The 18,251-nt window shown below is 59.3% G+C and carries 19 protein-coding genes; 11 read left to right on the top strand and 8 right to left on the bottom strand.

Annotated features, from left to right (window positions below):
* Positions 1 to 274 precede the first annotated feature (274 nt).
* A complete protein-coding gene (locus ACX80U_RS17710; RefSeq protein ID WP_133083220.1) occupies positions 275 to 910 on the top strand; it encodes an AAA family ATPase in 636 nt (211 codons plus the stop codon).
* The gene (locus ACX80U_RS17705; RefSeq protein WP_133083221.1) at positions 904 to 1,212 is read left to right on the top strand and encodes a hypothetical protein; all 309 of its coding nucleotides are present in this window, start codon (positions 904 to 906) and stop codon (positions 1,210 to 1,212) included. Before ACX80U_RS17710 ends, ACX80U_RS17705 begins: the two co-directional genes overlap by 7 nt.
* 204 nt (positions 1,213 to 1,416) lie before the next feature.
* On the opposite strand, the gene ACX80U_RS17700 is transcribed toward ACX80U_RS17705, so the two are convergent.
* Positions 1,417 to 2,829, bottom strand: a complete 1,413-nt coding sequence (locus tag ACX80U_RS17700) for an IS110 family RNA-guided transposase (RefSeq protein ID WP_459269392.1) — start codon at positions 2,827 to 2,829, stop codon at positions 1,417 to 1,419.
* A gap of 281 nt (positions 2,830 to 3,110) precedes the next feature.
* Here ACX80U_RS17700 and ACX80U_RS17695 point away from each other — a divergent pair, with 281 nt between their 5' ends.
* Positions 3,111 to 3,641, top strand: a complete 531-nt coding sequence (locus ACX80U_RS17695; protein ID WP_133083222.1) for a hypothetical protein — start codon at positions 3,111 to 3,113, stop codon at positions 3,639 to 3,641.
* Positions 3,642 to 3,966: 325 nt separating this feature from the next.
* Positions 3,967 to 4,881, top strand: a complete 915-nt coding sequence (locus tag ACX80U_RS17690) for a GIY-YIG nuclease family protein (protein WP_459269391.1) — start codon at positions 3,967 to 3,969, stop codon at positions 4,879 to 4,881.
* Between the two features lie 81 nt (positions 4,882 to 4,962).
* Here ACX80U_RS17690 and ACX80U_RS17685 read toward each other — a convergent pair whose 3' ends face one another.
* Both ACX80U_RS17685 and ACX80U_RS17680 read right to left on the bottom strand, forming a co-directional pair.
* Entirely contained in the window at positions 4,963 to 5,304 is a 342-nt protein-coding gene (locus ACX80U_RS17685) for an Lsr2 dimerization domain-containing protein (RefSeq protein ID WP_133083224.1), read from the bottom strand.
* A 70-nt stretch (positions 5,305 to 5,374) separates the two neighbouring features.
* The gene (locus tag ACX80U_RS17680; protein ID WP_133083225.1) at positions 5,375 to 5,662 is read right to left on the bottom strand and encodes a hypothetical protein; all 288 of its coding nucleotides are present in this window, start codon (positions 5,660 to 5,662) and stop codon (positions 5,375 to 5,377) included.
* A 197-nt stretch (positions 5,663 to 5,859) separates the two neighbouring features.
* Here ACX80U_RS17680 and ACX80U_RS17675 point away from each other — a divergent pair, with 197 nt between their 5' ends.
* The 4 genes from ACX80U_RS17675 (at position 5,860) to ACX80U_RS17660 (ending at position 9,920) form a co-directional block, all read left to right on the top strand.
* Entirely contained in the window at positions 5,860 to 6,777 is a 918-nt protein-coding gene (locus ACX80U_RS17675; protein WP_133083226.1) for a competence protein CoiA family protein, read from the top strand.
* A 103-nt stretch (positions 6,778 to 6,880) separates the two neighbouring features.
* Positions 6,881 to 8,593: an IS21 family transposase gene (gene istA, locus ACX80U_RS17670; RefSeq protein ID WP_133083244.1), complete on the top strand. Its 1,713-nt coding sequence runs from the start codon at positions 6,881 to 6,883 to the stop codon at positions 8,591 to 8,593.
* On the top strand, positions 8,590 to 9,393 hold the full coding sequence (gene istB, locus ACX80U_RS17665; protein ID WP_133083227.1) for an IS21-like element helper ATPase IstB: 804 nt from the start codon (positions 8,590 to 8,592) through the stop codon (positions 9,391 to 9,393). Before istA ends, istB begins: the two co-directional genes overlap by 4 nt.
* Before the next feature lie 272 nt (positions 9,394 to 9,665).
* Positions 9,666 to 9,920: a hypothetical protein gene (locus tag ACX80U_RS17660; protein WP_133083228.1), complete on the top strand. Its 255-nt coding sequence runs from the start codon at positions 9,666 to 9,668 to the stop codon at positions 9,918 to 9,920.
* A gap of 139 nt (positions 9,921 to 10,059) precedes the next feature.
* Here the strand turns inward: ACX80U_RS17660 and ACX80U_RS17655 are convergent, their stop codons facing one another.
* The gene (locus tag ACX80U_RS17655; protein ID WP_133083229.1) at positions 10,060 to 10,833 is read right to left on the bottom strand and encodes an ANTAR domain-containing protein; all 774 of its coding nucleotides are present in this window, start codon (positions 10,831 to 10,833) and stop codon (positions 10,060 to 10,062) included.
* 408 nt (positions 10,834 to 11,241) lie between these two features.
* On the opposite strand from ACX80U_RS17655, the gene ACX80U_RS17650 reads away from it, so the two are divergent.
* A complete protein-coding gene (locus ACX80U_RS17650; protein ID WP_133083230.1) occupies positions 11,242 to 11,502 on the top strand; it encodes a hypothetical protein in 261 nt (86 codons plus the stop codon).
* 94 nt (positions 11,503 to 11,596) lie between these two features.
* On the top strand, positions 11,597 to 12,037 hold the full coding sequence (locus tag ACX80U_RS17645; RefSeq protein ID WP_459269390.1) for a DUF5956 family protein: 441 nt from the start codon (positions 11,597 to 11,599) through the stop codon (positions 12,035 to 12,037).
* A 296-nt stretch (positions 12,038 to 12,333) separates the two neighbouring features.
* On the opposite strand, the gene ACX80U_RS17640 is transcribed toward ACX80U_RS17645, so the two are convergent.
* The 4 genes from ACX80U_RS17640 to ACX80U_RS17625 all read right to left on the bottom strand — a co-directional run bounded on the left by ACX80U_RS17640 (position 12,334) and on the right by ACX80U_RS17625 (position 17,108).
* Positions 12,334 to 13,107: a TatD family hydrolase gene (locus tag ACX80U_RS17640; RefSeq protein WP_133083232.1), complete on the bottom strand. Its 774-nt coding sequence runs from the start codon at positions 13,105 to 13,107 to the stop codon at positions 12,334 to 12,336.
* A complete protein-coding gene (locus tag ACX80U_RS17635) occupies positions 13,104 to 14,234 on the bottom strand; it encodes a hypothetical protein (RefSeq protein ID WP_459269389.1) in 1,131 nt (376 codons plus the stop codon). The genes ACX80U_RS17640 and ACX80U_RS17635 overlap by 4 nt, the downstream gene beginning before the upstream one ends.
* Before the next feature lie 167 nt (positions 14,235 to 14,401).
* Entirely contained in the window at positions 14,402 to 14,875 is a 474-nt protein-coding gene (locus ACX80U_RS17630) for a hypothetical protein (protein ID WP_459269388.1), read from the bottom strand.
* Between the two features lie 352 nt (positions 14,876 to 15,227).
* Complete coding sequence (locus ACX80U_RS17625; protein WP_133083235.1) at positions 15,228 to 17,108, bottom strand: P-loop NTPase fold protein; 1,881 nt, start codon at positions 17,106 to 17,108, stop codon at positions 15,228 to 15,230.
* Positions 17,109 to 17,655: 547 nt separating this feature from the next.
* Here ACX80U_RS17625 and ACX80U_RS17620 point away from each other — a divergent pair.
* Entirely contained in the window at positions 17,656 to 18,228 is a 573-nt protein-coding gene (locus ACX80U_RS17620; RefSeq protein ID WP_459269387.1) for a recombinase family protein, read from the top strand.
* Positions 18,229 to 18,251 lie beyond the last annotated feature (23 nt).

Raw genomic sequence — 18,251 nt, 5'->3', positions numbered from 1 at the left:
TAGTACTACCAAGTTACTACTAACGTGGTAGTAGGGTTGCTAGTAGCCCGTCCATGAGCCTCATGCGTCCGTAGACAGTGCAGGCACTACCAAAGTGCTACCAGATCAGTAGTGGGGCACTACCAAATTGCTACCAAAGCGGTGGGATACTACCCAGTAGTAGTTCCTAGGTGAGCCTTGTGCTGGTAGGCTCATACGCGCACTACCATAGTGCTATTGAAGTAGTACTAAAGCACTACCAGAGTGCTACAAACAGTTTCAGGGAGTGCTGGACATGATCCTCTTGATCGCGCATCACAAGGGCGGTGTCGGCAAAAGCACTATCGCCGTCAACCTTGCCGTCGAGTTTCAGAGACGCAACATGGACCCATTCATTCTCGAGGCTGACCCAACGGTTCACACGTCGACCAACTGGGCCAGGGATCGGGAGGAGGCGGGGGGAGTGCCAGTGCAGACACTGCAGAAGACCGGAAACTTAAGGCAGACCCTCACAGACTTAGGGGAGAGGTACGGGGTCGTCATCGTTGATGCGCCGGGGAAGGACTCACGCGAGATGCGCACTGCCATGACAACGGCGGACATGCTTCTTGCTCCAATTGAGCCGACACAACCGGCACTGGATGTTACGGAGCAGCTGACAAAGGTCATTGAGGAGGCCCGGGACATCAACCCGGAGCTCAAAGTCCTGGCAGTGCTGAATCGAGTTCCAACAAACACCTTCTCTAAGGCAGCCAACCAGGCAAAGGAGTACCTGGCGGAGTTTCCGGAAATTCGTCTGGCATCGGCTCGACTGCACGAGCGCAATGCATACAAGGAGGCGCTTGCTGAGGGCCTCGGCGTGGTCGAGATGCGAGACAGTAAGGCGAAGAACGAGATTCAGCGACTGGCAGAGGAGATCTTGGCGTGGTGAAGGTGAGACAGCGTAGTACCCCGCAGCAGGAGCGAGCAGCGGAGGAATTTGCGGCGAAGGCTGAACAGCCCAATCCGCCCGAGCGGGAAGCCCGTTCTGCTCGGCAGCCCGAGGCCGGGCAGGATTTGCCGGCGTGGAAGCGCCGGAACAAGGAGCCGAAGACGAGTGGGGCGAATATCCGCGTTAGTAAGTCCCAGCTTGAGCTCCTGCGGCGGGCGGCTGAGATTGAGGAAATCTCGCAGCAGAAGTTGATTGAGAGCATCCTCTGGCCAGTCCTGGAGGAGCGGTACGGCGACAAGTAGGGAGTTATCAGAAGCTCTGGCAGCTTCACTGTCGCAACCTCGTGAGGCTGTGCACGGTCACCGCTCGCTCGAGGTGAGTTATCCGTGTTGGTGACGTGGTGGTTGTGTGCAGGCGGGCCCCTGGTTCCTGCTGTGCATATGTGTGCGGGACAAGCAGCGGAGCGTGGGGGAGCTTGTGCCGTGCCCCTGACGCTCCTATAAGTGTCAAGAGCTCGGAAACGGTGTCCGACTTCCCGATAGGTACCGCCAGCATTGCCCTATAGCCGACCACAGGAGCTGTCCATGGCTGGGGTCAGTTCGGCTCAACTCAGGGAGCCATTCGGGTAGCTCCCCAACCGTCGTAGCGGTGGATAACCCATCAGAACTGTCCCCAGGTGTGGGCAGAGGCGCCGGTATCGTCTTCTGGTCATAGAGCCAGGCCCGATAACGCAGGAGGAGGTGATCGTTGCGGGTGCGGCCCCGCTCGAGTCGCGAGAGCGTCGACGGCCACTCACCAAGGCCACTGGCCGCTTCCTGCAGCGTGATGCCCAGCTCGTGGCGGAGAGGTCGTAGGTCCGCGATAGTCGGGGCCGGGACGGGGTTGGTGAGTTGCCGGTAGATCTCGCGGGCGACGTAGCGCTTCAAGCACCGCATGATCTCCCGTTTGCTCTTGCCTTCCTCGGTGCGTTTGGTGACGTAGTCCTTTGTTCTGGGGTCGATGTTCATGCGCACCAGGACGATGTGGTGCAGCGCGCAGTTGGCTTGTCTGTCCCCGCCACGGCTAAGTCTGTGACGACTGGTCTTACCCGACGAGGCGGGGACCGGGGCGACGCCGGTGAGGGCCGCGAATTGGGCTTCGTTCCTTACCCGGTCGTGGTTGTCCCCGAGGGTGATGAGTAACTGGGATGCGATATCAGGGCCGACGCCGGTGAGTTCCTGCAGCATCGGTGCATAGGACTGCAGGATGTCCTGCAGCTGGGCGGTAGCTTCGCTGATCTCCTCGCTCAGGTGCTGGTACCGGACCGCCAACGCTTTGAGGACTCGTGCCGTGACAAAGGAGGGATCGGCCAGGTGTCCGGACGGGCGAGACCGAGCTATGACGCCGATCATCGTCGCCGTGGGCATGCCCTGGTACTTGGCCCGTAACGCCTCTGGTGCGGAGATCAGCAAACCCCTGATCTGGTTGATCGCCGCGCTGCGAGACTTCATCGCAGACGCTCTTGATGCGCGTAGGACACGTAGGCATTCGACGGGCCCATCCTTGGCCTTCGGGACGGCGGTACTCCTGCCTGTGATGACTGATTGGTCTGCCCGATATGCATCGAGAGGATCTGTCTTGCCCTTGAGCCGGCGCTGCTGACGGTCGGGTCTGTTCACCTCAATCACGGGGATCCCCTCGCCCTGCAGGACCTTTGTCAGGGCAGCCCCGTAGGTGCCGGTGCCTTCCATCCCGACCTGCAAGACCTCACCGAATCCGGTGATGAACCGCAGGGCCTCCCGGTAACCCGCCGCCGTTGTCGGAAACGCTTGGTCAGCGAGAGGTTTGCCGTATTCGGTGACAATGGCGACGTGGTGGGTATCAGCGTGTGTGTCGACACCAATGACAACGCGGTTTGCCTGCACTTCAGGATCTGACATGTCTGCCTTTCGACGGAGGTAGGTCTCCACGTAACCTGAACGGGCAGGCAATACGGTAAGGGGATCTGGTCAGGCTCCTATGAGGCCATACCCGCCGGCACGTGAAGCGATCGCGGGGCCGGCGGACAAGTCAGGTGAAGGACAGGAACCCTAGGGGCCACGTCATGTGGGCAGAGAGCCACACCGGACCCGCGATCAGTTTCCACTATTACCGTGGGCAGGAGGCGTTGTTATGCGCCGGCGCCTCTGAGAACGTAGGAAGCAGAACGTAGATTACTGAAATGCCTACACAAGACCTTCGCAGGACCATCGAGCGGAAGCATCGCGACAAGCTCGAACAGTTCAGGCGAGCCTTCATGCTTGATGAGAATGTGTTCAACGCGAATCGTCCCTACGGCGATCACCCGCCGCTGAATGTCGGTCCGTTCAGGTCAGTCTCAGATAAGTTTGCGGAGCTGACCTTCGGCGCGGACCGCTCTGCGCTGTCCTACATTGAGGAGACACCAGGGCTGGCCGGCTATAAGGTCACCATCTCCATGGCAGGGCATCACCGCGTCATGCGGACCCGGCTGCCGCTATCCGTGGAAGAGACCGACGCGTGGCTGTACGCGATTCTCGGAGACGAGTGGGCTTCCCACAGCTATCACGGTGGAGCGATGACCGGGGTCAACGAGAACGGCGGCAGGGGAAGACTCACCACCGTCTACTACATGCTGTTCCTCACCGAGGAACTACGGCCAATGCCACGACCGGACATCCCGCTCGGTTACGATCTTGCACCGGTGGAGCCGGACGCCTTCACCGAGGCGTAGGACAGGACGCAGGTGTACCCGCCCCTTTCTATCTGACAGCTGGGAGCTAAACCATGTGGGACGAGGAAGAGGATTACCTCACCCCCCGCTACCTTTCGTGGACCTGCATCGGTCTCGGCAGCATCATTGGCGTATTGAGCTTGCCGGTCTCGCTCTGCTACTCGTCCTGGCCTTCCTGCTCGCCAGCATCGGTGCCAGATCACTTCAGAATGCACCAACAAAATCGCACAAAGACTGACGGACGAGCAGGAGTAGAACCATGCCACGTGAGCCGGCGCCTACGCACTTCGGGCAGACCCTACGTAAATCGATGTTTGGTCATCGGATGACCCGCGATTTGTATGCGTATCCAAATAGATCCCCGCACCAGAAGTACTACCGCGAGGATGTCGGGGAGGACACGTGGAACCACACCGCTTGGGCGTACCGCGACGAGGAGCACACCGAACACTCCGATACCTACCTACTCGTTCAGCGAGACCGAGCCCTGGTGAACTTTGACCTGTCAATGCAGTACTTCGAATCGCTCGACGCAACCGAGTTCGAGCAGGCGCTGCAGCATGTTCTGGACAAGGGCCGCACATTCAAACCCGTCGAGGCCCTGCAGGACTGGGACGAAGTACCGGGCGCCTACATCATGGTCTTTGATGACTACAAGCAGTTCTACATCGGCGAATCCGAAAACATCCGGAAGCGCATCAGGCAACACTGGAGTGCGAGAAAGGGCTTCGATCGTCTCCTATGGGGAAGCCCTTACGAATCCATCTTCCCGGTCGATGAGCTTCGCGCGCTCGACAACACTCGCATCTTCGCGGCTCGCAGGCGCAACCCCTACGCCGTCGAGGAACGCACCGAGCGGGCAGCCGATCAGCGGTTCTGCCTCAACCGCATAGAGGGCGGAGGTATGAACCCCCTGAGGTTCATGCTCACAGGCAGTCAACCTCGCGCCCGTTCACATGAAGCGCAAGCTATTCCGATGTCCCATGAGGATTGGGAGTCCGCCCTCAAGGAGATCGCGGACCTGGTCGCTCAACCAGGGCCAGCACCGCGGCACGATGTGGTGGAGCAGCTCGCGGGCCTGGACATGACGATCTACTCGATTCCTCAACCCCCAGGCGGCCCGTTCCTATGGACACGAAGGGACTCGATCGGTCGGGCAGCAGCACGCGGGGAGCTAAGCGGCAAAGAGTACGAAGGGTTTCTGTCGGCAATTGGAGAACATGTTGTCTGGCCCGACTAGCTCGATAGCTCAGGAATGTTTCATCTCCGCGGTGCCGGCGGCGTCTAGCTCCAGTTCCGTTTGCATGAGGCTGACGCGTACCTACTTCTGAGCTTCGTTGTATGCGTCCACGATCGCCTGAGATACTCGGCCTCGAGAACTCGGGTTGTGGCCGTTGTCTTGTGCCCATTGACGAATCTTCTGTACCTCGTCGCGCTTCGTACGACTCATCGAGTTGCCTCGCTGCCCACCCTGACCCCTACGGCCACCAGAGGCCTTACGAGCCACATCCACGTACTGCGACAGCGCGGAACGCAGCTCAGAGGCGTTCTCGGTGGTCAAATCAATTTCATACTCCGAGCCGTCGAGGCCAAAGCGAACAGTCTCTTGTGCTTCCTCACCATTAAAGTCGTCTACCAGCTGGACTTGCACACGCTGCGCCATCGTCTTACTCCTGAATGTTTGACATGAATCGATGAACCCCAACCACTGACTCTATGCTTCCTGTGCGCGATCAGTCATCTTGCGGGGTGCTGCTGGGAGTTTCTTGGTCGCGCCATTCCTGCCATGCCTTCAGTTCATGCGCCCCGAGGTACCCGTAATCATCCTTTTTCTGTAGATCCAGGAGTGTTTTGCGGGTAGATGGGGTGGCTGCTTGCCACAGAGCATCTCGTTCGCGCAGTAACTGCTGCAGTTCTGTCCAGCGAATCTTGACGAAACGAGTTCTTGGGCGCTGCAGGGCGGCCTGTCTCATTCTGATCAGCCAGTATGGTTCGGACTTGTCGTACCCGGAAAGCGTCATGCACCCACCGTAGAGCAGGGAGCTACTTTCTGAGGCTGGCAGTCCCCGGTTTAGGTTGGATCAGTAATCAAAAACGCCGGGAATCGGGTGATCGACACGAACCGACGCGGTCAAATCAGTGGTTATCCTATCCATTTGGTGCACCATAAAGGCTTGTACGGAAGCTGAACCGGAGCCTTTTGTGGTTGGGGGAACACATGCAGTTGGTAGCGCTACTTGACGGGAACCGGCTGCGTGCCGATCAATACACCCCTGAGTCGTGGCGGGATCTCCAGCAGTCTGAAGATCGCCGGCGCCTGGCGATGCCTGGGTGTGGTGCCCGTGCTATCGCTAAGGCTCGGAGCAACACTCAATTCTTTGCCCACTTCCGCTTGGCTGAGTGCGGTGTGGAACACGGAGGCGAGAGCGCTCAGCACTTGGCGATGAAGGTCGCGTTAGCCGAGCACATAGACAACGTGTCCGGTTGGCATGCGGTCGTCGAATATCCACACCCGTCCCGCGAATGGATCATTGATGTCCTCGCCGAATCCGACGACCAGCGGTACAGGGTCGCTTTCGAAGTGCAGCTGTCGTCCCAGACCATGGATGACTACCTGCATCGCACCCAGCGGTACTGGGACAGCCGAGTGTTCTGTGTCTGGTTGATCCCTAGGCATCTCGAGTACAGCCCCTTCGAAGTGCCGGTAGTGGTCACAGGATTCGGTAAGAGCTCCGAGGTGCCAAGCAATCCTTCCGCGCTAATGGACCTTCAGATCAGGCAAAACTTTCACCCCGCCGAGGGCACCCTGGGTCACTTCGTGAATCAGCTCCTAATGACTGGGTCCCATTGGAGCAAAGGAAGCCCGGACCAACAACGCAAAGCTGCTGACGCTGCGGCACGCCGAGCTGCAGCGGAACTGAAAGCACTTACAGAGAATCTGCAGCGGATAGAACAGCGCCGCGCTGACACCAACCGCCTCAGCACTTCCCCTGAGACACGTTTCGGGGCACACACTGTGCACACCACGACAGGGCCTTTTGTGTGGGCGACCACGACGCCTTGCTGGAAGTGTGACCGGCCGATGCTCGTGTGGATGACTATGGCAGCTTTGTTCGTACCCACCTGGGCAATCTAAGCGGGACCCAGTTCGGCTGTTTCTGGGTGTCGCGGGCAGTCTAAGCCGGACCCAGCCTCACCGTTGTGAGAACGCTTTTTCGTTGCTCAAGGTGGAGGTTCGAATGGAGTCTCGGGTGGAAGTTTTTGCGCGGATCCGGCGTGATGCACGCGTGGAGGGCCTGTCGATCAGGGAGCTGGCAAGGCGTCATGGTGTCGGCCGGCCAACCGTCAGGCAGGCCCTTGGGCAGGCGGAACCACCACCGCGCAAGCCGCGGGTGCGGACAGCGCCCCGGTTGGAGATGTTCAAGCCCGCGATCGACGTGATGCTCCGGCGGGACCTCGAGAATCCCCGCAAGCAGCGCCATACCGCCAGACGTGTCTTCGCTCGCCTCGCTGATGAGCACGGGGCGAGGGAGCTGTCCTATTCCACGGTCCGTGACTATGTTCGCAAACGCCGTCCGGAGATCGACGCGGAAGCCGGCCGGCTGTTGGAGGTGTTCGTCCCGCAGGAACACGCGCCGGGGGCGGAGGCGGAGGTCGACTTCGGGGAGGTCTGGGTGGTGCTGGCCGGGGTGAAGACGAAGTGCCATATGTTCACCTTCCGCCTGTCCAGGTCCGGCAAAGCCATCCACAGGGTTTTTTCGACCCAGGCGCAGGAAGCGTTTCTCGAAGGCCACATCGATGCGTTCGAGGACATTGGCGGCATCCCGACCCGACACATCAGATATGACAATCTCACCGACGCGGTCGTGAAAGTCATCTACGGTACCGGTAGGCAGCGGACCGAGAACCAGCGGTGGCTGTTGTTCCGGTCCCACTACGGCTTCGACGCTTTCTACTGCCAGCCCGGGATTGAGGGTGCCCACGAGAAAGGCGGCGTGGAGGGGGAGGTTGGTCGGTTCCGTCGCACCCACCTGTCCCCGATGCCCGTCGTCGATTTCCTTGCCGAGCTCAATGCGCAGATCAGGCAGTGGGACATCGATGACGAGGACCGCCGTATCGGTAACCGTCTTCATACTGTCGCCCAGGACTTCGCCCTCGAACGATCCCTGCTCGCACCGATCACCGCGGAACGGTTCGAACCGGGTTTGACACTGACACCGAGGGTGAACCGCTCAAGCCTTGTCCGAGTTCGGATGGCGTCCTACTCCGTTCCGGCCGGGCTCATCGGACGCCCGGTACGGGTGTTCCTTCGCGCGTCCGAAGTCGTCATCTTCGACGGTCGCGCCGAGATTGCCAGGCACCCTCGGGTGGTGACGCAGCACGGGCAGAGCGTGAACCTGGATCATTACCTCGAGGTCCTCCAGCACAAACCAGGCGCCTTACCAGGGTCAACCGCTCTGGCCCACGCACGAGCATCCGGGACCTTCACCTCCGCCCATGAAGCGTTCTGGGCCGCGGCCCGCAAAACCGACGGGGACGCCGGCGGCACCCTCGCCCTGATCGATGTTCTCCTCCTGCACCGGTCAATGGCAGACCAGGACGTCATTGCGGGGATCACCGCAGCACTGACAGTCGGAGCGGTCACCGCCGACGTCGTCGCGGTCGAGGCCCGCCGGCATCAAACCCTCGGTGGATTTGCAGACGAGTCCCTGGGTGGGTCCGGTTTGGACCGTCATCGTGGTGAACAAGCTCGTGGTCCCGAGCGACGGGTTGTCAGCCTTACTCAACGCCGTCTCGCGGACCCGGCCGCGGTCATCGCCGGCCTGCCGGTCGACACACGGCCATTGCCGTCAGTTGCCGCGTACGACCAACTGCTGCGCCTGCCCGAAAGAGCAGAACCCGCAATCACTAACACCATCAGTGACGCAGCTCAGAAGGGAACAGCATCATGACCACCACGACCAGCATCACCACGACCCTGCGACGGCGGCGGGGCCTCACCGAAGAAGCCGCCAGCGCAGCGATCGATCAGGCCTGCCGCAGACTCCGCCTTCCAACGATCCGCGCCGTCGTCGATGAAGCCACCACGGCAGCACAGAAGGAGCAACTGAGCTATCAAGGATTCCTTGCCGAACTGCTGCTGGCCGAGTGTGACGACCGCGATCGGCGCTCATCGGTTCGACGAGTCAAAGCCGCAGGATTCCCACGAGACAAATGGCTGGGGGATTTCGACTTCACCGCCAACCCAAACATCAACCCCGCCACCATCAACACCCTGGCCACCGGAGAGTGGGTCCGCCGCGGGCAACCACTCTGCCTCATCGGTGACTCAGGCACCGGCAAAAGCCACCTCCTCATCGGCCTCGGCACCGCCGCGGCCGAGAAAGGCTTCAGGGTCAAATACACCCTCGCCACGCGCCTCGTGAACGAACTCGTCGAAGCCGCCGACGAGAAGATGCTCGCCCGCACCATCGCCCGCTACGGCCGGGTGGACCTGCTCATGATCGATGAACTCGGCTACATGGAACTCGACCGGCGCGGCGCCGAGCTTCTCTTCCAGGTCCTCACCGAACGAGAGGAGAACAACTCGATCGCGATCGCCTCCAATGAGTCCTTCTCCGGCTGGACGAAGACCTTCACCGATCCCAGGCTTTGCGCGGCGATCGTGGACCGGTTGACCTTCAACAGCACGATTATCGAAACCGGCACCGATTCCTACCGCCTCGCTCAGACCCGGCATCAACATGAATAGGAACACCCGCTCATGGACCCTCAGTGGCGGGTGAGCCCAAGATCATGGACAGGGTCCGAATCAGGTCTGGGATGCGCGCCACGAGCGGAAAAAGCAAGAAGGTTGGCTTCACCCTGATGTGACGTATCCCGGACGGACACCAGCCAAAAGCGCGGGCTACCCTGAAGGATCAGCGGTGTCCGCTGGGGCTTTTCCGGTTCCCCAGAGGTGTTCTCCTCAGGGACATGGACATAGTTCATTCCCCGGTTATAGGCGCCTAGGCGGGCAGCCCCATGAATGAAGAAACCCAACGACTCAGCATCCTCCTCGCAGCCCGCGACGCGGACATCACCACGGAAGCCATCTGGTGGAAGTACTTCGGCATGACTGGCAACGTACGTGAGTTTGAGCTCGACGCGTACCTGCACGGCATGTATCAACTACCAGCCATGGACCGGGACCTCATCGCTATGGCCCTGAACGAACTGATCGACGACCTGCCCCAACCCCCCAGGGCGGCCTGCTCCTACGACACCCCGCGAATCTAGCGAACCTAGCGAAACCGTTTTTCGGACAGTCCCGGACCGACAGCGGGTGGAATGTTGATGGGTACCTGCATGGGTTAGTGCCCTTGCCTGCAGGGGAGCCGGGTCTGTCCAAGGACACGCCGCGGGAAATGCGTGGCGGCTATTCGCCGCGGTGCGGTGCTGTCACCTGGTAGATGATGGCGGTTGCGACGTCCTTCAGCTTGACGTGGGTGTCGTTGGACATTTTCTGCAGCCGGAGGAACGCCTCTGCGCTGGTGCAGTGGTGCTGAGTCATGAGAATGCCCTTGGCCTGCTCGATGCCAGCCCGGGAGCTCATGGCTTCCTGCAGTTGCTCCACTTCCTTGCGCGCGGAGCGATAGAGACTGGACGTCACCATGGTCGCCGCCGAGTACTCGGTGAAGCGCCGTTTCCGGTCCGCGTCGGACGCGTCCGGATCAGCACCGAGGTAGGCCAGAAGACGGACGAGATCCTCGCGGTGCTCGGTGACGTCGTGCACCTCCTGCAAAAGAGCGACCACGTGACCCTCGTCGTCCAGGACAGGGCTATTGACCGGGCTCCAATACCGCTCCAGAAACGCGCCGGGGTGCCCAGGGTCAGGGATGTCGAAACGGTGGAGGAGCAGGCTGTCCCTCTGCCCGGTTTTCTTCACGCGTTCGAGCGATTCGCGCATGACCCGGGCCGGTTCCTGCTCCGCCTGTGACGGGTTCTCGGCGAACACCTCGAATGCCTGGCGCCCAACGAGATCAGTAGCGGAAATCCCCACGAGCTCGACGAACGCCGGATTAACGTCGAGGATCACGTACTCGAGATCCATCAGCGAGTACGCCACCGCCGTCGCCTTAAAGATGCCCCGAGCATAGGCCTTGATCCGATCAACCGCGTCTGCCGCGCCTCCACTGTCGTGCTGTTCCACGTCGCCTCCGCCTCCCTTGCCAGTACCCCAGCATGCTTCGCGCGACTTGAAAACAGAAGCGTGGCCATCATGTCAACGGCGAGGTCCGCAGTGAACCCTTCTCGACGGATGGGGCTGCTGCAGTGAACCTCACCCCCAAACCCCCTCACCCTCCCATACCCAACGGTGGGGGTGGCTCAAATGAAACTGCGAATGATCCACCGGTAAGTCGGTGCGAGAGCGGTGGGTGGACTCAAACCAGGCTTCGGAAGTGATCTCCACTCAAGCCCCCGATCACTCTGCAAAGTGGGTCTCGCTTAGACCGCCCCCGTGGGTCCCACCTGCGTTGACATAGCCATGTGGAACGCCGTAGGAACAACTCCCGGGCAACAGTGGACATCAGCACCTCACCTCGATGTGAAAGTAACTGTGGGCCCGAAACGCTACGAGAACCATCCTGATGTCCACCGGGCTGTGGACCAGTGGATCCGGGAGAGCGGAGCCGACGTCCCCAAAGCCATGATAAAACTCCGCCCGAGCAAGGCGGTGGGCGAGTCCTACAGCGCCTTCACCTGCCCGAACTGTGCCGTACTGATGGGCCAGTTCTTTGTCGGCAGCATCAGCTCCGAGAATTGGTCGTTGATCAGCGCGCCGCTGCTGAAATCGGATCACACCAAGCCGGTGGCATAGTGAGTCATCGCTTCTTAGGTGGAGCCACTTCAACCCGTCGAAGTCAGGTGAGCCGATCCCTGGAGAGTGACAATCCCTGGGCCAGACTAGATCAGTGACGGAACAGGCGTGGAATCAGGTGCGGGAGAGTGCACGGCTCGAAGGGTGGACTGAGGCCACCGCGAACGGGTGGGGTGCGCTCATCGCCTGGGTGGCGGGACCAGCGAATACCTGTCGTGCGCCGGCGGCAGTGCGTCATCGACATACCGAGGTGCTCGTCATGACCGACGGCATCGTCGTGCGGCAACCGAGTTTGCTCAGCGATGACGACCTGGCATCCATCGACGATGACATCGACACGTACCTGGCGGCCGCCGGTGTTCCGCCGCTACCGCGCTGCTACGCCTGGTTCATCCGTCGGCCGGCGCAGTGCGACACGGATGCGGCCTTTTGGTCGGCCATCAATCAAGGCGTGCAGGAGGCTGCGCCGGATGCCGTCGAGCCGCTCGAGCTACGGCTCGTGGTCGACGGCGTGCTCCGGGCCCTCTATTCCTGAGGCCTACCGGTCTGGGTCCGCTGCACCGAAGTCACATTGGGCCCTCGCTCGCGATCATGCCATCGCTGAGTCAACCTTGCTGCGCCTATTTAGCCAGCACGGCGTATGTGCCACGCCTCGCGGGTTAACACTCGGCAAGAAGGCGGCTCGAATCTTGCCCAAGGAAAGGAGGCCCTTCGGCTCCGGAGCACAAACAATGACCTGTGTGATTGCCAAGCAAGTCGGTTGTAGCTACGACGCTGTTCGAATTTCTCTGCCAAACGGCTCCGAAGGATCATACTTTGTGAGGATCTAGATCAGTTCCGTGCGACAGATAGCATGCGTTGAACAGGATTTGGAAGCAATGCTTCAACGGCTACCTCATCTACCAGATGGGCAAAGTTCACCCAAGTCTCTCGGCGAATCGTTTCCGCGGTTGTTCCATGCAGCGTGGCCAGCGCTGCTTCGACATCAACGATAGAGCCAGGCTGTCTGGGAGAGGAAGAGCCACGGTTTCCAGATGGATGATCTGTCTCGATTAGGATCCGACTCATTGGGATCATTAGTAGATCCGTTGCGTGCTGCATGTTGGCGGCGTTGACGGAGAATCGGCAACCAATATCGAGGGCTCGTTTCGTCTGTGCTTTAGTGCCTCGCCACCAGTGGAGTACTGCACCCTTGACTCTCGTGGTTTCCAAGGCTTCAAGCGTTCGTCCCGTAGCACCTGAGCTATGGACGGACAGAATTTTTGGGGTTTGCTGAAGATGTGTCAGGATCGACCGGAAAACTCTATCTTGGTCCGCCATCGGCACTCTGGATCGACCATCAAGTCCAACCTCACTGATATACGCAGTAGAGGATATGAGTTCTGTGAACTTGGACGCATCGTAGGCGCTTTGTGCTTCGGGGATGCCAGGGTGACAACCCACCCCCCAGATGGTGACTCGATCGTTCCGGTCCTTGACGCTCTCATATTCGTCGAGTGTCCTAGTGGCGGCAAAGACGACGGCACCTAGTCGCTCAAGGTCGGTAGCAGCGGTCTTGGGGCTAATATGCGCGTGAAGATCAAGCGGGGGAAGCGATCTGGTCATCCGAGGAGACTCCTGAGTTCTTCCACTCCCCGCTGGCAGAGCATAAGAGCGTCCTTTGCGGCATAATCCTGGGGCAACGACATGATCATCACGTCGCGTGGACGGATGCCGCGACGTGCGAAGTCGCGCATCGGTTCCACGATGGACTTCTGCTTGATGAATGCGCTGAACTGACCGCTAGTGTCATCGACGAGGTAGGTAGTCTTGTCCGCCACTCCTGAGGCAGTGAATGATGACTTTCTGACAAGGCAGCCAAAGCACACTCCGCAAGAGGAGCCTGCTGGCGCACCGCTGTAGCGCGCATCCGTGTGTGAGCAAGAGTTGGTTGCAGACAAATAGGCCGACGCTGCGTCGGCACCGACCGCATCTGCGACCCGTTGAAACATCTCCCCTTTGGTGAGGCCCTCAAAGGGATTTTCAATTTCCCCGCAACCTCCCACGCTTCGCATCAATTCACTCAATCCACGAAGGAACCTGGGGTGGGTGGTGTGCGTAGATAGGCTGCCGCGACGATCAGCTCCGAGAGGAGGGTTAAGTGACGCGAACCCGTTCTCGGGAATCCATAATTTCGAATTCGCCCGTTCAGCCACGGCAAGTCCAAGGGCGAGGAATAACAGCGAACGCGATCGACTGGAGGGCTCATCTCTAAATGCAGTCCCATCAAGGCGTTTAGAGCCACGGTGAAGTCTGAATTGGTGATGAACTTGCCGTACTCCCGGCGCAAATCCTCCAACTGAGGACACGATATTCTGCTGAAGAGGCGCGAGTGCGGTGGAGCTGAACTGAGAGACTAAAGCGTGGGATTTACCTCCACCAAGCTCTATCGCTGATAGCAGGGCGCCAGCAGCCGAGTCGGCGCCCCCACTGAGGAGTAACGTACGGTCGAAATGTTGCTCGTCGAGAGGGAGGACATCCTCCTCGGGCGCTGTGGCTTGCATAAACTGAAAAACCCATCGATCGCCAGATAGGAATCCGACCAACTTACTGAGTTGCTGCGCGTGCGAGGTCCAGGCGGCGGGATCGTTCACTTCGATAGTGATTTCGAAGTCGCGCGCGTTCCAGCTCGATCCACGGCCTTCACGGAGCACTGATCTGTCGGCACCGAAAACAGCCAGCGCGATCCGCACTAGATCTACGTTTAGCGGGTTGACAGTGCCGAGCCCGCCCAGATGAGGGTCAACGGATCCAACGAAGGTCGATCGCCCGTCACGTGTCCATAAGAACGTTTCGTCATAGCTGCCATCTCGTTGAGCTGCGTTGGCAGCAGCGTCAGAGATGGTTAGGAGTATCCGTGTCATGACTGCACCCCGAAGATTGTCCCGATGTCCCGAATGCCAGTTTCAATGGCCCGCGCCATCTCTTGCTCGGTAGCTCCTATAGGGTTCAGAGATGCCTGCGCAGCATACTCAGCAGCGACATCACGAATCTGTCGTTCAACACTGATGCGTTTTTCGTAGCTAACGCCTTTGGCATAGATTGTGGAGGAAACTTCCGTCAACGCAGTCTCCGCAATGGTTGTCTCAATCGACTTCCGCACAACTTCTTCAGGCGTCGGCGGTTGATCCGCCGGCTGCTCAAGAATCCATGCAACAACGTCAGCCACGATGTAGCGTTCCTCGGCGTCAGCGATAGTGCTGTCTGCGGGAGCTCCGAAAGCGGCTTCGATGATTCTGATGCCGATTGCGACGGGATCACCGAGTGCTTGCAGGTCGTCATAGTTGAGGCCAGCCTCTCGGAGAGCTTCTCGGTTGCCGGCGGAGTACGCCATTGCAAGGCGGCCAGCACGCCCGGCTGCTTTCGACACTCGTCCGACGGAGCGTGTTGCACCACCCGACGACCGGCCTCCGCCTCCTCCGCGACCACCGCTACTACCAGCGCCAGGTCCGTCAGCGCCCCCGCCTCCACGTGAGCGAAGAAGGACACGCAGTGCTGGACCTAGGTCTATCTGGGGGCCCTGCGCGGGAAAGTCGGAGGACAAAAATTCGCCGGGACTGCCGGATTCAGGGCTGCCCGGCTCGCTGCCATCAGGTGACCCTGTTGTGTCGGATCCATCAAGCCAATCCGCAATGTTGTCGCGCAGGTCAGCAGCGTCTTTGCCACCACTTCCCCCGAATGACCCGCTAGTTCCCATGACTTCCGCTCCACGCCTCCTCAACAATCCCAATTGCCCTCAGTAACTGATTCTCATCAGTGGCTGCTTTCCATGTCTCCAGCACCGGCCGGAAGGATGCTGGATCTTGGCTTCGAAGTTTGATGATGGTGGCGGTCTCAACTTCGCCAGCGGGTAGACCCTTGAGTGCCGCAACGACGTTTGGCAGGGTAGCGGGCCGCTGCTCCGCCATGCGAAGAAGGCTCTCCACAGTGAATTTCTGGAGGGACGGCTGGTCTCGAGTGCGGCGCCCAAGGTGGCTGACTAGTGCATTGGCGTCAGGATCAGGCAAAGCCAGAAGGGCAGAGTCCGTTACACCTGCACGGTCAATTTTGAGACTTGAGGACAGCGCTGCAGCGACATCACGGAGTCTTTCTGGCAGGCCGGTATCGATAACTTCGATTTTCGCGAACGATGCCGCAAGGTACAAGTATCCGGATATTGCTGTTGCGTCCAGTACTGGGGGGAGTTTCGCCCAGCGCCGTAGTGTGTCTGTGAAAGTATCATCCTGCGATGCCGCTGAAGTCTTCTCTTCCAACTTTCTAACTGAAGGGCGCTTTTCTTTGGCAGGCGGTTCCTTCACCGTATCTGTAGTATCTGCATCCGATTGCCCTCCACCATTGGCGGCAAGTTCAAGGGCCTCAAGCTTGTCTCGTAATTGATTAGAGGCCAACCAATTTAGGACAGTACTGAAGTCATCGGTAAGGATGCGCTCCAGCACCATCAGTTTGGCCACCTCGTCGGCTTTCAGCATGAACCCACGGCGGCTTGAAATAGCTCGTCGAACATTCAGGTCGTTTAGGAATCGCTTGATGCGACGTGGGTTCCCACGAAACTTCTCGTAAAGAATCGGCGTCAGGCGGGCGGCTGTTATCAGGTGTTCACCAAGTACACCGCCTTCCTGCACGTCAATGTCATCAAGACTTCCGCCGCCAATTCGAAGATCGTCGCATTGGCTAACGAGTTCCTCGTAGGCGGTATCATCGATTTCGCTGTCACTCTTCGCCAGTAGAAGAAATAGGTAAGCTTCAGTGTCGAAACGACTTAGGGCCGGCAGGGGAATTGTTGTCTGGACGATCTTGTGCAGATACAGCTTTGCTGGATCTTCGTCTTCTGGGTCCCCAGGGCTGGCGCCGAACTTCTGCTGGATAGCTTCGGCAACACGGTCCTCGTCTGCTGCAATGACGAACGACATTCCCTTAGCAGATAGGAAGAGTCGGATGGCTTCAAGCGTATCGACGACAGTGTCGGGTAAGCACCGATCAAGGTCGTCAACGAGCACGACCACTCGAGACAAATGTTCAAGAGCCGGGTCAGCGAGAAGGTCCTCAAAATCTTTCCGGAACGCTGCCATCCCCTTTTCGGCTCCGAGGACCTCCGGGTCATCGCTGACGAGATCGAACACATCATCGACCTTAGGAAGCTGCATCGTTATGGCAGTACGGGTGGCCATCTTGACAGCCTTTGACCAATTGACCTTTTTGACGAGTTTTTTGAACGCTTCGAGGCCGGCCTTACCGATCGGGTCCTCAGTGTCAAACTCTTCATTTAGTCCTGCAAGTACCTCGGCTATGAGACTCTCTTTGGGACCAACTGCAGGGTCATAAGACCACGGCTGCGTTGAGATCACCAACACCTTGCCGTCCGAGGTCGTGGATCGTTCTTCAATTTCGGACTTGACTAGTTCCAGCACGCTGGTTTTGCCACTGCCCCAGGCGCCCGAGAGGCCCACGGCGACAGGATCGAGTGCGTCATCGAATAAGGCATCGGCGACAGTCTCAGCGACAGCGCGAAAGGCGAGTAGATCCTCAATAGCTGGTTCATCTGACAAGAGTGGAAATGAATTAGCCATCAGTTAGAACCTTCGAAATTTAGACTGAGGAGACGCTTAGGGGGGCGGCTAGCTTCTCGAGCATGCGCTGCTTCTGACTATACTCGCCCATCACTGAAAAGGCAGAAGCTAACGACGGTACCTTTATGATTATTGCCGCCGTCGCCTGGGTGCTGCTGTAGTGGCATTCCGTCGTGGCAAACAGCGATTCTCTTCCGGCCGCAGGCTCTCGGACTCCCCCAAATGGCTTTGATCCTCATGATCGAATGTTAACAGGGCTCTCAGAGCTTTCAGGGATGTGCAGCTTTTCGCGCGGGCCCTTCTTCGCCTGGCTGACCACAGAGTCAGACTGACAGTGCTGTTGATGTGTCGGTGCGTGAAACTCAACGGGGTTGCCGTCTCACCAAAGGATCCTTTGACCGGACCGTCAGCAGGGTTTGGTGCTCAATCGGCGGTTTCCCGCAACGACGGCTAACTTCGTGTCCGTCTTACGTCTCAGCAATGTGTCTCACGTCGAGTATTCTCAACAAAGCAGAAGAAGGCCTTTGATGAGCAGTAGGAGCGCTGAATGGGAAGTATCGGCTACGCGAGGGTCAGCACTCTTGAGCAGAACGCGGATCTGCAGCATGCAGCCTTGTCTGCAGCTGGGTGCAGCCGAATTTTCACAGACCATGGTGTGAGCGGAACGACGGCGAGTCGGCCGGAGCTCGATAAGCTCCTCGATCATCTCCGGAGCGGGGATGAGGTGGTGGTGTGGAAACTGGACCGGCTGGGACGGAACACCAGGAACCTGCTGGCCCTCATTGATGATCTGGAGAACAGGGGAGTGCACTTCCGTAGCGTTACTGAGGGGATCAGTACGACTGGGCCGATGGGTAGGGCGATGCTGACTGTGATGTCCGCGTTTGCGCAGCTCGAGCGCGATCAGCTCGCTGAGCGAACTAGGGCCGGTATGGCGGCCGCCGCGGAGCATGGGCGGAAAGCCGGCCGGCGGGAGGTCACGGTCAATCACGCGAAGGTGAAGCGAGCGAGGGAGCTCAAGACTCAGGGGCTCGCGCCGGCTGATATCGGGAAGATCATCGGGGCCAGCCGTGCAACGGTCTACCGCTACCTAAGTATCGGCGCTAACGACTTTCCTTGACAGAGAGCGTGTCCGAGACGAAC

Source organism: Arthrobacter sp. TmT3-37 (assembly GCF_054510835.1).
Note: the sequence above shows the minus strand (reverse complement) of the source record. Positions and strands in the feature narration are given on the sequence as shown.